General features: G+C 74.2%; 15 protein-coding genes. 8 read left to right on the top strand and 7 right to left on the bottom strand.

Translation table 11 applies throughout. From position 1 onward, the window contains the following. Positions 1-40: 40 nt before the first annotated feature. The gene (locus tag Q0817_RS01795; protein ID WP_298583272.1) at positions 41-775 is read right to left on the bottom strand and encodes a glutamine amidotransferase; all 735 of its coding nucleotides are present in this window, start codon (positions 773-775) and stop codon (positions 41-43) included. Positions 776-814: 39 nt separating this feature from the next. Further along, a complete protein-coding gene (gene fdhD, locus Q0817_RS01790; protein WP_298583270.1) occupies positions 815-1,675 on the bottom strand; it encodes a formate dehydrogenase accessory sulfurtransferase FdhD in 861 nt (286 codons plus the stop codon). A 400-nt stretch (positions 1,676-2,075) separates the two neighbouring features. Between fdhD and Q0817_RS01785 the strand changes: the two genes are divergently transcribed. The 5 genes from Q0817_RS01785 (at position 2,076) to Q0817_RS01765 (ending at position 5,894) form a co-directional block, all read left to right on the top strand. After that, on the top strand, positions 2,076-2,663 hold the full coding sequence (locus Q0817_RS01785) for an alternate-type signal peptide domain-containing protein (protein ID WP_298583268.1): 588 nt from the start codon (positions 2,076-2,078) through the stop codon (positions 2,661-2,663). Between the two features lie 96 nt (positions 2,664-2,759). After that, on the top strand, positions 2,760-3,350 hold the full coding sequence (locus tag Q0817_RS01780; RefSeq protein ID WP_298583266.1) for a hypothetical protein: 591 nt from the start codon (positions 2,760-2,762) through the stop codon (positions 3,348-3,350). A 17-nt stretch (positions 3,351-3,367) separates the two neighbouring features. Further along, positions 3,368-4,387 (top strand): hypothetical protein, encoded by a 1,020-nt coding sequence (locus tag Q0817_RS01775; protein ID WP_298583265.1) that lies wholly within the window; start codon positions 3,368-3,370, stop codon positions 4,385-4,387. After that, the gene (locus Q0817_RS01770) at positions 4,384-5,040 is read left to right on the top strand and encodes a signal peptidase I (protein ID WP_298583263.1); all 657 of its coding nucleotides are present in this window, start codon (positions 4,384-4,386) and stop codon (positions 5,038-5,040) included. Before Q0817_RS01775 ends, Q0817_RS01770 begins: the two co-directional genes overlap by 4 nt. 101 nt (positions 5,041-5,141) lie before the next feature. Continuing rightward, the gene (locus Q0817_RS01765; RefSeq protein WP_298583261.1) at positions 5,142-5,894 is read left to right on the top strand and encodes a PIG-L deacetylase family protein; all 753 of its coding nucleotides are present in this window, start codon (positions 5,142-5,144) and stop codon (positions 5,892-5,894) included. Between the two features lie 25 nt (positions 5,895-5,919). Here the strand turns inward: Q0817_RS01765 and Q0817_RS01760 are convergent, their stop codons facing one another. Both Q0817_RS01760 and Q0817_RS01755 read right to left on the bottom strand, forming a co-directional pair. Further along, positions 5,920-7,134, bottom strand: a complete 1,215-nt coding sequence (locus tag Q0817_RS01760) for an MFS transporter (RefSeq protein WP_298583259.1) — start codon at positions 7,132-7,134, stop codon at positions 5,920-5,922. Then, the gene (locus Q0817_RS01755; protein WP_298583258.1) at positions 7,127-8,407 is read right to left on the bottom strand and encodes a glycosyltransferase 87 family protein; all 1,281 of its coding nucleotides are present in this window, start codon (positions 8,405-8,407) and stop codon (positions 7,127-7,129) included. The genes Q0817_RS01760 and Q0817_RS01755 overlap by 8 nt, the downstream gene beginning before the upstream one ends. A gap of 369 nt (positions 8,408-8,776) precedes the next feature. Between Q0817_RS01755 and Q0817_RS01750 the strand changes: the two genes are divergently transcribed. After that, positions 8,777-9,511 (top strand): GAF and ANTAR domain-containing protein, encoded by a 735-nt coding sequence (locus Q0817_RS01750; protein ID WP_298583256.1) that lies wholly within the window; start codon positions 8,777-8,779, stop codon positions 9,509-9,511. A 31-nt stretch (positions 9,512-9,542) separates the two neighbouring features. On the opposite strand, the gene Q0817_RS01745 is transcribed toward Q0817_RS01750, so the two are convergent. Then, positions 9,543-10,352: an SDR family oxidoreductase gene (locus Q0817_RS01745; protein ID WP_298583254.1), complete on the bottom strand. Its 810-nt coding sequence runs from the start codon at positions 10,350-10,352 to the stop codon at positions 9,543-9,545. Between the two features lie 180 nt (positions 10,353-10,532). Here Q0817_RS01745 and Q0817_RS01740 point away from each other — a divergent pair, with 180 nt between their 5' ends. After that, on the top strand, positions 10,533-11,204 hold the full coding sequence (locus Q0817_RS01740; RefSeq protein WP_298583252.1) for a hypothetical protein: 672 nt from the start codon (positions 10,533-10,535) through the stop codon (positions 11,202-11,204). A 37-nt stretch (positions 11,205-11,241) separates the two neighbouring features. On the opposite strand, the gene Q0817_RS01735 is transcribed toward Q0817_RS01740, so the two are convergent. After that, positions 11,242-12,171: an NADP-dependent oxidoreductase gene (locus tag Q0817_RS01735; protein WP_298583251.1), complete on the bottom strand. Its 930-nt coding sequence runs from the start codon at positions 12,169-12,171 to the stop codon at positions 11,242-11,244. A gap of 184 nt (positions 12,172-12,355) precedes the next feature. Here Q0817_RS01735 and Q0817_RS01730 point away from each other — a divergent pair, with 184 nt between their 5' ends. After that, positions 12,356-12,778 carry a VOC family protein gene (locus Q0817_RS01730; RefSeq protein ID WP_298583249.1) on the top strand — a complete coding sequence of 141 codons (423 nt, stop codon included), beginning with the start codon at positions 12,356-12,358 and terminating at the stop codon, positions 12,776-12,778. A gap of 61 nt (positions 12,779-12,839) precedes the next feature. On the opposite strand, the gene Q0817_RS01725 is transcribed toward Q0817_RS01730, so the two are convergent. Continuing rightward, positions 12,840-13,298: an SRPBCC family protein gene (locus tag Q0817_RS01725; RefSeq protein ID WP_298583247.1), complete on the bottom strand. Its 459-nt coding sequence runs from the start codon at positions 13,296-13,298 to the stop codon at positions 12,840-12,842. Positions 13,299-13,339: the final 41 nt, after the last annotated feature.

The raw sequence follows: 13,339 nt of genomic DNA, 5'->3' as shown, positions 1-13,339 counted from the left end.
CGACAGTTCGGGGGGCGCGGGTTCCCGGCGGCCGGGGACGTCAGCGCGCGTAGCGGTCCACGAACGCGGCGAGGATCTTCTCGGGCTCCGTCACGGGCGGCCCCGTGCGGATGCGGTCCTTGACGTCCTCGGCCTCGGCGACCGGGAAGTACCCGTGCTCCTTGTACGCCTCGATCCGGTTGAGCAGCGCGGGGGCGTCGAGCTCGGGGTGGAACTGGGTCGCGTAGAGGTTGCGCTTGATCCGGAACATCTGGACGGGGCAGTCCGTGCCGGTCGCCAGCAGGACGGCGGCGGGCGCCAGGGTGCGCGTGCCCTCCTTGTGCCCCACGAAGCCGTGGAACGCGGGCGGGAACTCCCGGAGCAGCGGGTCCCGCAGCCCCTCGTCGGTGAGGGTGACCTCGATGACGCCGATCTCCTCGCCACGGCTGCGGTCCACGATCCCGCCCTGGTGGGTGCCGAGGGTGCCGACGCCGTAGCAGGCCCCGAGGAAGGGGAAGTCCCGGTCGACGACCTCGTCGAGCAGGTCCCGCATCTCGGACTCGGCCCGCCGCTGCACCTCGGACTTCAGCTGCGGCGGGTCGGAGGAGTTGAACGGGGACCCGCCGATGATGACCCCGGAGTAGCGCTCGAGGTCGATCGGCGGCATGGGCCCGGCCTCCAGCCGGACCCGGTGGAGGCTGCTCTCCTGCAGGCCGCTGAAGCGGCGGATGGTCTCGTACTCCTCGTCCGCGACGTCGTCCTCGGCGCGGGTGGCGAGCAGCAGGAAGGGCTTCATGACTCCATCGTAGCCAGCGCCGTGGCGCTCCCGGCGCACTCAGGGGACGAGCCGCTCCCGGTGGGCGTAGGCGTTGAACGAGGTGCCGCGGCTGAAGCCGAGCAGCGTGACGCCTGCCTCGTCCGCGAGGTCCACGGCGAGGGCGGAGGGCGCCGAGACGGCCGCGAGGGCCGGGACGCCGGCCATGTAGGCCTTCTGCACCAGTTCGAACGAGGCGCGGCCCGAGACCTGCAGGACGGTGGAGCGCAGGGGCAGGAGACCCTCGCGCAGCGCCCAGCCCACGACCTTGTCCACGGCGTTGTGCCGCCCCACGTCCTCGCGCACGCACAGCAGCTCGGGCTCGGCGGCGCCGTCGGTCGCGGCGGCGCCGTCGGGGAGGCGGAAGAGACCTGCGGCGTGGACGCCCCCGGTCGTGGAGAACAGCTTCTGGCCGGTGCGCAGCCGGTCCGGCAGGGCCAGGACCGCCGGCACGGGCAGCCGGACCGGGTCCCCGGCCGGGTCGAAGGCGGAGACCTTGGTGACGGCCTCGATGGACGCCGTGCCGCAGACCCCGCACGACGACGACGTGTAGACGTGCCGCTCCATGGAGGTGTCCGGCAGGGCGACGCCGGGCGCGAGCCGGACCTCCACCACGTTGTAGGTCCGCTGCCCGTCCGGGCCGATGCCGCTGCGGTAGTCCATCTGCACGATCTCGGACGGCGCGCGCACCACGCCCTCGGAGACGAGGAACCCGGCCACGAGGTCGAAGTCGTGGCCGGGCGTGCGCATGGTGACGGTGAACGGCCGGCCGTCGAGCCGGATCTCCAGGGGCTCCTCGCCGGCCAGGGTGTCCGCCCGCCCGGTTCCGTCGCCGTCGGCGGTGTACCGGTGCACGCGCCGGCGCTGGGAAGCTCGCGTCATCTCGGTCCTCCGGTCCCGGCTCCTCCGGTCGGGAGCCCTCCCCCGGCATCCTAGGCCCGCCGCCCCGGGAGACCGCCGAAGCGGGGACATTACCAGTCAGTAACGTCAGGTGAAGTGGGGACAGGAAAAACCTGTTCGAATTCATAGACTTTTGTCTAGGGTTGACGTGTCAAGGGAATCCGGCGGCAGGGCTGCCGGCGGCTTCCCCGGGCGATCCACTGCGGCTCCCGGGCCGGCGCGCCGAGGCGCGGCCGTCGCAGCAGGCCTCCCGTCCCCCGTGATCCGGGGGGACGGGGCGCCCGCCGCCTCCGCGGACACCCCACCGGATGCCCGGCACGACCCGCGCACCGATCCCGCGCGATCCTTCCTCTCACCCCTCTCCACGCTCGAAGGCGGAACCATGAACGCTGCATCGCAGAACCCCCTGTCCGACTCCACCGCCCAGGCCGGCAGGAACCGGCGCACCGGCAAGGCCGTCCTGGCCGGAGCCGTGGCCGTCGGCCTCCTCGCCGCCGGCGGCGGGACCTTCTCGAAGTGGTCCGACTCCGAGGCCATCGCCTCGGACGCCACCGTCGCCACCGGCGAGCTGAGCCTCGCCCTGGCCGAGGGCGTTACCTGGACCGACGGCAACGACAAGGCCATCGACATCAACACGTACCAGGTCGTCCCCGGCGACACCGTCAAGCTCAAGGTCTCCCCGACCATCCAGGCCGAGGGCGAGACCCTCCAGGGCACCCTGGCCCTGGACCTGCCGGCGAACCTCGAGTCCGTCCTCGGCACGTACGTCGACTACGACCTGGAGGTCGACGGGCTCTCCGACGGCAACGAGGACGGGCTCTACGAGGTCACCAGGGCCAACGACGGCCAGATGGTCAACGTGACCGCGGCCTTCACCTGGAACGCCGACAGCGTCAAGAACCAGGAGGGACAGAACATCCCGGCCCAGTCCCTGAAGGGCTTCAACCTGGTGCTCGACCAGAGCATCTGAGCCGCCCCGGAGGACCCCGGTGCGGCGACGACGCCGCACCGGGGCGCTCCACCCCTCGCCTTTCCGTCTCGTTCCGTCTCACCCCCAGAGGCTTCCATGACGCGCACTCCCCGCCCCTCGACCGCCGGCCGCGCCCTCGCCGCCGCCGCGGCCGCGCTGCTGGCCCTGACCCTGCTCGGCAACGGCCTCGGGACGGCCGCCCGCTGGTCCGACGTCGCCCCGCTCGAGACGCAGGCCGTCGGCACCGGCAGCCTCGACGTGGTGCTGGCGCCCGCGCGGACGACCCTCCAGCACACCGACGTCGACCCCGCGACCGGCGCCGTCGGTCGCGGGGCCACCGACCTCACCGGGACGGCGGACACCCTCGCCGCGCTGGCCCCCGGCGACACCGTCGTCGTCACGACCCGCGCGACCCTCGACGTCGAGGGCACGAACCTCACCGCGACCCTCACGGTCGATCCCGCCGTGCCGGCCGGCGGCACGGTCGTCCCGCGCGTCGACCTGGTGCCGGTCTCCGGCGCGCTGCCGCTCTCCCCCGGGCCCGGGCCGGCCTCCTGGACCGTGACCGCGGCCCAGGACGGCGCGGCCTACGACATCGTCGTCGCCTACGACGTCTCCGCCGATCCCTCGGCCCAGGGGACGACCGTCGAGCCGGGCCCCCTCACGGTCGCCCTCACCCAGAACTGACCCCCCCAGGAGTTCCCATGAGCCAGTACCGCACCCCCACGGCCTACGTGCTCGGCGTCCTCGTCCTGCTGGCCGTCATCGTGCTCACCACCCCGAACGGCGGGACCCACGCCCGCTGGTCCGCCACCGGACAGGTCGACGTGCCCGCCATGTCCGCGGGCCGGATCGGCTTCGAGGTCGGTGGGACCGAGGGCGTCGAGCACTCCGCGACCCTGACCAACACCTCCGGGTTCGGTGTCGGGTACCGGCCGCTGCAGGTCTCCCTGGTCGACTCCGCCGGGAGGTCCGTGGCCCCGCCGGCGCAGATGCGCTTCGCCTACCGCACCGGCGCGGACTGCGGCGACGCCCGGTCCGCGGCGCGGTGGACCGCCGTCGCGCCGGGCGCGTCGGCCCTGGTGGCCGTCGCCGGGGAGTCCCGGGCGACCCTGGAGCGGGACCGGCCCGCGGCGATCTGCCTGACGGTCTCGGCCGACGCCGTCGCCGAGGACGCGCTGCGTCCGCTCGCCGGGCAGGTGCTGCAGGTCGTCACCCGACTGGAGGCCGTCTCCCTCGGGGACGGCACCTGGTCGACGACCCGTTCCTGGACCGTCCCGTTCACCGTGGAGCTGCCGCCCGAAGAACTGCCGGCCGAAGATCTGCCGCCCGAGGAGCAGCCGCCGGTGACGGCTCCTGACCGCCCGGTGGCCACCGAGGCCGCCCGGTGCGGCGGGGACCACAGCGCCGCGCTGCTGCGGTGGTCCTGGACCGGGGACCCCGGCGCTCCGGCCGTCGCCGAGTGGCAGGTCCTGGTCCGGCCCGCGGGCACCACCGGGGCGCCCACCCCGGTGCGGACCGTGCAGGACGGCGGCGCGCGGGACATCCGGATCACCGCCACCGACCTCCTGAGCACGGCACATCTTCCCAGCCAGGACTACGAGGTCCTCGTCCGGGCCGTGCTCTCCACCGGGACCACGCCTCACCTGGACAGTGCCTACGCGTGGACGATCAAGGCCCCCGGCAAGAGCGGCCACATCAACTGTGAAGGACTCCCGTCATGACCACCGCGCTCCGCAGGTCCCTGCACCCGCTGCTCGTGCTTCTCCTGAGCGCGGTGGCCGCGCTGCTGCTCGCCGTCGTCGTCGTGCCGCTCGTGCTCGGCTGGGTGCCGCTCACGGTGCTCTCCGGCTCGATGGAGCCCACCGTCCCGACCGGCAGCCAGGTCGTCGTCGCCCCTCTCGAGGGCGAGGACGACGCCGCCGGGCTGAGCACCGGGGACGTCGTGACGTTCATGCCCCGCCCGGACGACCCCGCCCTCGTCACCCACCGGATCGTGGGCGTGGCGGTGGACGGCGAGGGACGGCGCAGCTTCACGACCCGGGGCGACGCCAACGCCGCCCCGGACGCGGACCCGGTCACCGCCACCCAGCTGCGCGGCCTGGTGAAGTACCACGTGCCCTGGGCCGGCTACGCCGCCACGCTCCTGGACGCCGAGCAGAAGCGCGGCGGGATCGTGCTGGTCGCCACGGCGCTGTTCGGCTACGCGCTGTGGCAGCTCGTGGGCGCCGTCCGGGACCGCGGCCGGCGCACGCACGAGGACGAGGGCGCCGAGGAGGTCACGGCGCGGGCCGAGGACCAGGCCGAGAACCAGGCCGAGGACCCGGCGGAGGCCCTGACGGAGGCGCTGCCCCTCGTGCCCGCCGCCGGCCGCTGAGCCGGCCGGCCGGCGGTCCGGGACGGGCTCGTCCTCCCGGATCCTCGTCCTGGACCGCGCCGTCGTTGCCGGTCCCCGGCACCGGGGCCATGATGGGGACCATGACTGAGACTCCGCTCACGCACGTCGACGAGAACTGGAAGCGCGCCCTGGTGGTGGTCGCGCACCCGGACGACATGGAGTTCGGCGCCGCCGCGGCCGTGGCCCGCTGGACCGGACAGGGCAAGGAGGTGGTCTACTGCCTGGTCACCAGCGGGGAGGCCGGCATCGACGGACTCGAGCCGCAGCAGTGCGGCCCCCTGCGGGAGGCGGAGCAGCGGGAGTCGTGCCGGATCGTCGGCGTGGAGCAGGTGGAGTTCCTGCACCAGCCGGACGGGGTGCTCGAGTACGGGGTGGCGCTGCGGCGGCGGATCGCCGAGGCGGTCCGCCGGAACCGCCCGGACGTGGTGATCACCAACAACTTCCGGGACACCTGGGACAACGCCACCAACCTGAACCAGGCCGACCACATCGCCACGGGCCGGGCCACCCTGGACGCCGTGCGGGACGCCGGCAACCGGTGGGTCTTCCCGGAGCAGATCGAGGCGGGCCTGGAGCCGTGGCCCGACGTGCTGGCGGTGTGGGCGGCGGCCTCGCCCGACGCCCGGCACGCGGCGGACGTCACGGAGACCTTCGACGCCGGCGTGGAGTCCCTGCGGGCCCACCGCGCCTACCTCGAGGGGCTGGGCTGGGCCGACTTCGACCCGGACGCCTTCCTGCGGGGCAACGCCGCCGCCGTGGGCGAGCGGCTCGGAGCGCCCCTCGCGAGCTCCTTCGAGGTGCTCCCCCTGCAGTGGGGCGGCAGCGAGGACTGAGCGCCGTCCCACCGGCGGGGAGCGGTCAGGCCGGCTCGGGCTCCCGGAGGACCGTGAGGACCAGGAGCACGGCGAGGACCACGAGGGTCGCCACGAAGCCGACGGCCCCGGACCAGCCGGTGGCCGTGTAGAAGACGCCGCCGGCGGTGCCCAGCACGGACGAGCCGGCGTAGTAGAAGAGCGTGTAGAGGGACGAGGCCTGGGCCTTGCCGGTGCGGGAGCGCACCGGCACCCATCCAGAGGCCACGGCGTGCGCGGCGAAGAACCCGGCGGTGAACAGCAGCAGCCCCACCACGATCACGGGGAGCGACGGGACGAGCGTGGCCAGCAGCCCGGCGAGCATGACGGTCCCGCTGCTCGCCAGGACCACGCGGCGCCCGTGGGCCGCCGCGATCCGTCCCGCCGTCCCGGAGGACCAGGTGCCCGAGAGGTAGGCCAGGAACAGGAGGCTCACCACGGTCTGGGACACCCCGAACGGCTCCTCGCCGAGGTGGAAGCCCAGGTAGTTGTAGATCGCCACGAACCCGCCCATGAGCAGGAAGCCCTGCAGGTAGAGCACGACCAGGCCGCGGTCGGCGAGGTTGGCGCGCAGACGCCCCAGCAGTCCGGCGGGCCCGGTGAGCCGGACGGTCTGGCGCACGAAGCCCCGCTGGCGCGGGGCGATCAGGACGAAGACCACGGCGGCGAGCGCGGCGAGCACGCTCACGGTGATCGTGCCGGTCCGCCAGCCGAACGCGTCGCCCACGGGTGCGGCGACGATGCGCCCGGCGAGCCCGCCCAGGCTCGTGCCCGCCACGTAGGTGCCGGCGGCCACGGCGGCGTGCCGGCGGTCGAGCTCCTCCGCGAGGTAGGCCATGGCCACGGCGGGGATCCCGCCCAGGGCGATGCCCTCCGCGAAGCGCAGCGCCACCACGGTCTCGAAGCTGGGCGCCAGGGGCATCACGAGTCCCAGGACCGTGGCGGAGACGACGGCCACCACCATGGTCCGCAGCCGGCCCCACCGGTCGGAGACCACGGACCACGGCAGGACGCCCACGGCGAGGCCCAGGGTCGCGGCGGAGACGCCCAGGGACGCCTCCGCGGCGTCGATCCCGAGGTCCGCCGCCATGAGCGGCAGCACGCCCTGCACCGAGTAGAGCTGGGCGAACGTCGCCACCCCGGCGCACAGCAGGGCCAGCAGCACCTTGCGGTAGCCCCGGCTGCCGCGGTCGTAGCCGGTCCAGGCGCCGGGGTCAGCCACGGTCCGCGTCGACGTCTCGGGTCCCGGCCCGGAGCCCGGTGACCACCCACAGGAGCAGGAGCAGGAACAGGGCGAGATAGGACAGCGCGGCCACGACGTCGATCACCGGTCCGGGAACGCCCAGGGGGCGCAGCCACGCGTCCCAGCGGATCGGCCCCACGTACAGACCCACGAGGGCGACCCCGCCCAGCACCAGGGCGAGCCGGCGCGGGCCGTCCCGGAGGAACGCCGGCCACGCCTCGACCCACAGCGCCGTGAACACGAGTCCCCACCACAGGTGGTGGTGGGACCAGGTGACCGGGGACATGTAGAGCATGACCAGGGCGTTGACCGCGACCACGGACAGGACCATGCCCCGGACCGCGAGGACCCGGATCAGCAGGGCGATGCCCACGACCATGGCGAGGACCAGGGCCCAGCGCAGCAGGGGCTCTACCTCCCCGGGGACGCCGAGGTGCAGGAGCACCCCCTGCAGCGAGGTGTTGTCGACGTAGGCGGTGTCGCCGACGCGTTCGTCGCTGACCACGGCCTCGGTCCAGAACACGACCGCGTCCCGCGGCAGCACCAGGAACCCGATCAGCACGGTCGCGGCGAACGTCAGGCCCATGGTGAGGATCGGCCGCAGCTGCCCGCGCATCAGGAACACCAGCCCGAAGGCCAGGGGCGTCAGCTTGACGCCGGCGGCCAGTCCGATCCAGGCCCCGCGGGGGATCCGGCCCAGGAGGGTGTCGTCGCGGGTGCGCAGCAGGTCGTAGAGCACGAGGGCGATGAGCAGCGCGTTGATCTGCCCGAGACCCGTGTTGCGCATCCAGGGACCCGACCACAGCAGCACCGCGGTGCCCGCGGCCACGGCGGTGGCCGGGCCCAGCAGGGTCTGCAGCGGCAGCGGGCGGCCGCGGGCGGCCGCGCAGCGCAGGAGCACGGCGGACAGCCCCGCGGCGAAGCCGATCGTGGCGAGCACCAGGGCGAGCTCGGTGAGCCGCTCGGGAAGGTAGGCGAGCGGCACGAACAGCAGCGCCGCGAACGGCGGGTAGGTGAACGGCAGTCCGCCGTCGTCGTGCAGGCTCAGACCCGGCCCGTAGAGCTCGTCGGCGAACCCGTGCCGGTCCACCACGGCCATGCCGCCGAGCCGGTAGACGTCCAGGTCGATGCTGCCGTCGAGGGCCAGCCAGACGGACCGCACCAGCACGGACGCCAGCAGCAGCCACGCCAGACCGGTCAGCGCCGTCGAGCGTCCGGTGCGGAACGTGACGGCGGTGGAGGAAACGCTCACCAGGGCCTCGGTTCTCGGGTCGGTGCGTGCAGGAGCGCACGCGCACGGGGTGGGGCCCCGCGGACCCCGCGGACAGCGGGACCGGAGCAGCGCTGCACGGCGGCGCGGTCCGCGGCTGCCCGGACCGCCTCTCCCCACCGTGCGACGGCGTGCGGGGTCGGTCCCCACTCTAAGCCCGCCCGGCCCCGCGGGCGGTGGCCGGGCCCGGCGTCCGGCCGGACGGGCGCGGTCCGGACGCCGGGCCACCACGGCGGCGGGAGCCGACGGCCCGGGAACACGGCATGATGGACCATGCGGACCCCGAGGCCCCGACGGCCGGGACCGACGGCACCGGCACCGCGTGCCCGCTGCGACCACCGGAGGAAGACCATGACGGAGCACGAGACGGGCGGCCCGCCCGCGGCGCCCCTGCACGAGCTGCTGCTCGAGAGCGAGGACATCACGTCCTTCCTCGACGCCCTCACCGCCAGCATCGCCCAGGCCCTGTCCACCGACGGGGACGAGGTGTGGTGCGCGGTCACCCTGCTGCGCCCGAAGAGGTCCTCCACCGTGGCCTCCTCCAGCCCCGCGGCCGAGGCCCTGGACGAGATCCAGTACCACTACGGTGACGGACCGTGCCTCACGGCCTCCCGCGAGCACCGGCTGGTCCACGTCCCGGACACCCGCTCCGACCCCCGGTGGCCCGAGTACGGCCGGGCCGCCGCCGCCCACGGCGTCCTCTCCGCCCTCGGGGTGCCCCTGGAGCTCGGCGGCGAGGCCGCCGCGGCCCTGGACGTCTACGCCGACCGCCCCCACAAGTTCGACCGGGCGACGATCGCGGTCGTCCAGCGCGAGGTGGCCACGGCCTCCAGCGCGCTGCGCCTGGCCGTGCGGATGGAGAAGCACCGGGACGCCGAGGCGGACCTGAAGGCGGCCATGGCATCGCGCACCACCATCGACCTGGCCGTGGGCATCGTCATGGGCCAGAACCGCTGCTCCCAGGAGCAGGCCTTCGACATCCTGCGGGCCGCCTCCAGCCACCGCAACGTCAAGCTGCGCGACCTGGCCGCGGACCTGGTCGCCACCGTCGGACAGGGCCCGGCCACCACCCACTTCGACTCCTGAGGAACCGGGGCGTCCTGCGGCGGGGCCGGATCTAGCCCTTCCGCCACTCGTCGCTCGTCAGGTGGGAGCCCGCCTGCGGCCCCATCTGCACCATGCCGCCGTCCACGACCCAGGACGCGCCCGTGACGTAGGCGGAGGCCGGGGAGGCGAGGAACGCGATCACCGAGGCGATCTCGCGGGCGTCCCCGGGCCGGCCCAGGGGCACGCCGGGTCGGTGGGTGGACCGCGGGTTCTCGTCCTCCTGTCCCGTCATGGGGGTGGCGATCTCCCCGGGGGCCACCGAGTTCGCGGTGATCCCGTGCTCCCCCAGCTCGAGCGCGATGGTCTTCACGAGTCCGCCGAGACCGTGCTTGGCGGCGTCGTAGGCGCTCGAGCCCACCCGCGGCACGTGCTCGTGGACGCTCGTGACGGCGATCAGCCGACCGCCGCGGCCGGCGGCCACCATGTGCCGCGCCGCCGCCTGGAGGCACAGGAACGCGCCGTCGAGATCCGTGGCCACCACCTTGCGCCACGTGGCCAGGGACGTCTCCAGGAACGGGACGTTCGCCCCCGTGCCCGAGTTGTTCACGAACACGTCCACGCCGCCGAGCCGCTCCACGAGGTCGTCGACGACGGCCCCGCAGCTCTCCAGCTCCGTGGTGTCCAGCCGCGCGACCACGGCCCGCCGGTCGTAGGACCGGACCTCCTCCGCCGTCCGCTCGGCGCCGGCCTCGTCCTGGTGCCAGGTGATGCCCACGTCCAGGCCGGCCGCCGCGAGCGCCACGGCGGTCGCGCGCCCGATGCCGGAGTCGGAGCCGGTCACCACGGCCGTGCGCGGGGTGAACTCGGGAGTGCGTTCCATGGTCGTGCCCTTCCGTCCGTGCGGTGCGCGGACCGCCGTGCGGGGCGGCCCGGAGGCCTCAGCCTATGTCCGGCGGCGACGCGCGGCACACCCCCGGGCCGGCATCCTGCCCCATTGCGGACCGCCACCGACGGGAGGAGCATGTGGAGCACGCTGATGGTCGGACGCGAGGAGAGAGCCATGGCACACCAGGGCCCGTCAGGATCGACTCCCCCGGAGGAGCCCCGGACGACCGGGACGGACCGCCCGGGGGCGTCCACCCCGCGGGGGCGGCGGCAGGAGGTGGTCGCGGCGGAGAAGCGGGAGTTCGGGGGCGTGAAGTTCGGCTCCGCGTTCTTCGGCTGGATGACCGCCACGGGCATCGCCGTGCTGCTCACCGCCCTGCTCGGCGCGATCGGCGCGGGCGTGGGGGTGGCGACCAGCACCGATCCGGGCGAGATCGCGGAGCAGGTGGCCCAGGACGCCGGCACCGTGGGCATCGTCAGCGGGATCGCCCTCGCCGTGGTCCTGTTCGTCGCCTACTTCGCCGGGGGCTACGTGGCCGGGCGGATGGCCCGCTTCGACGGCGCCAAGCAGGGGGTGGCCGTGTGGGTCTGGGCGGTCGTCATCGCGATCGTCCTGGCGGTCCTGGGAGCGGTCGCGGGTGAGCAGTTCAACGTGCTGCGCGAGCTCAACAGCTTCCCCCGGATCCCGATCGGCGAGGGCACCCTGACCACGGGCGGCATCATCGCCCTGGTCGTCGCCGTCCTGATCCCGCTGCTCGCGGCGGTCCTGGGCGGCCTGGCCGGGATGCGCTTCCACCGGAAGGTGGACCAGGTCGGGATCGACCACCAGTACCGGTCCCACTTCTGATCCCGGCTCCGCCGGGCCCGGCCCTCCGGGACCCGCGTCAGAACTCCAGGACGAGGCGCCCCCGCACGCCCCCCGCCTCGAGCCGGCGGTGCGCCTCGGCGGCGTCCGCGGCGGGCAGGACGGCGGCCACGCGCAGGGAGAGCACACCCTCCTCCACGTACCGGCGCAACCGGTCGAGCTTCCGGCCCGAGTGGTACTCCTGGGGAACGCTGATCCGGTGCACCGTGATCCCCCGCCCCGGGTCCCCCGTCCAGTGGCGCACGGTCGCGAAGCCCCCGCCGTCCCGGACGGCGGGGGCCGCCTTCTCGTCGAGCACGGCGGCGTCCACAAGGGCGTCGACGCCGTCGGGGAAGAACTCGCGGATCCGCTCCGCGACGTCGTCGCCGCGGGCGACCACGTGGTCGGCGCCCAGGCTCTCCACGAGCTCCAGGTCGTGGTCGGACGCGTCGGCCACGACGGTCAGGCCCTCGTGCTTGGCGAGCTCCACGACGTAGTTGCCGAGGGTCCCCGCGGCCCCGGTGACGGCCAGGGTCTGCTCGGGCTGCAGGTCGAGCACCTCGAGGATCTGCAGGGCCGTGAGCCCGTTCATGGGCAGGGTGGAGGCCGTGGCGAAGTCCGTGCCCGCCGGGAGGCGGGCGATCGAGTCGTCCGGGGCGACCAGGAGCTCCGCGTAGGCGCCCCCGTGTTCCCCGCGCGGCAGGGCGATGGCCATGACCGCCTCCCCCGCCTGCCAGGCGCTGCCCGGCCCGACCTCGTCGATGATCCCGGCCGCGTCCATCCCCGGCACGTACGGCGGCCGCAGGTGCTCCAGCGGCTGACCGCCGGCGCGCAGCACGGTGTCCGTGGGGCTGACGGCGGCCGCCCTCACCCGGATCCGCACCTCCCCGGGCCCGGGGCGGGGGTCCGGCACCTCGTGGACGGCGAGGACCTCGGGCCCTCCGAACGACTCGACTCCGATGACTCGCATGCCCGTTCCAACCCCGGGGCGCGCGTCCCCATTCCGGCCCCGTTCCGACGCCGTGCCGGTGCCGCTCCGATGCCGTTCCGATGCCGTGCTGACATGCGGGCGCGGATCCCGTCACACCGTTGCGGCCCCACCGTCCGGGGGCCATGCTGAGGGCGGGTCCCGCCGCACCACGAAGGGGAAGACCATGGCACCGGCAGACTTCATCACCCTTCCCGTCTCGGACCTGGAGAGGTCGAAGCGGTTCTACTCCTGCCTGGGCTGGCGCCTGCACCCCGCGTTCGAGGGCAGCGGCGCCGGGACCGTCGAGATCCGCGAGGACGAGCACGTCATGGTCCTGAGCGAGGACCGCCACCTGCGCCTGGTGGGCCCCGGCACGCCCGGCACCCCGGCCGACGCCTCGGTCGTCAACGCGCTCAGCGTCGACTCCCCCGACGAGATCGACACCATCGTGGACCGCGCCGTCCGCGCCGGCGGGACCGAGGGCGACTCCCAGGACTACGGCTTCCTGCGCTCGCGCTGCTTCCGGGACCCCGACGGCCACCAGTGGGAGATCCTGTGGGTCGATCCTGCGGCGGCCTCCGTCCGCACCGCCCGCCGGGAGCGGTGACCGCGGGCAGGACGGAGCCCGGTCACCCGTGGTGACCGGGCTCCGTCCGGGGCTCAGGCGCTCACTTCTCGGAGACGGCCGCCGCGAGCCGCTCGAGGGAGTGCTCCAGGGCGCCCTCCTCGAAGAGCGGGAAGGACACGGCCTTCTTGGCCTCCGGGGTCGCGTGCTCCCACGAGTAGGTCTCGGTGACCAGCGTGGTGCCGGGGCCCTGGGGCTCGAGCGCCCAGATCCACTCCCAGCCCTCCAGCTCCGCGCCCTGCGGCTTGGGCTTCCAGGCGAGCAGCTTGTTCTCGTCGTAGCCGGAGACGGTGTTCTCCATGACGTAGTCGCCGCCCATGTGCTCGCCGTTCATGTTCATCACGAACACCTGGCCGACCTCCTGGATGCGCTGGTCGTCGCCGGAGACGACCGTGCCGGAGCCGTCGATCTGGCGGTGGCGCGAGGGCAGGCTGAGGACGTCGAAGATGGCGTCGGCGGGGGCGTCGATGACGCGGCTGGCGGAGATGCTGTTCTCGGACACGGGTGGTTCCTCTCGTCGGCAACGGTACGGGTCCACCGTAG

This window comes from uncultured Kocuria sp. (assembly GCF_947500125.1).
Classification (GTDB): Bacteria; Actinomycetota; Actinomycetes; order Actinomycetales; family Micrococcaceae; genus Kocuria.
Note: the sequence above shows the minus strand (reverse complement) of the source record. Positions and strands in the feature narration are given on the sequence as shown.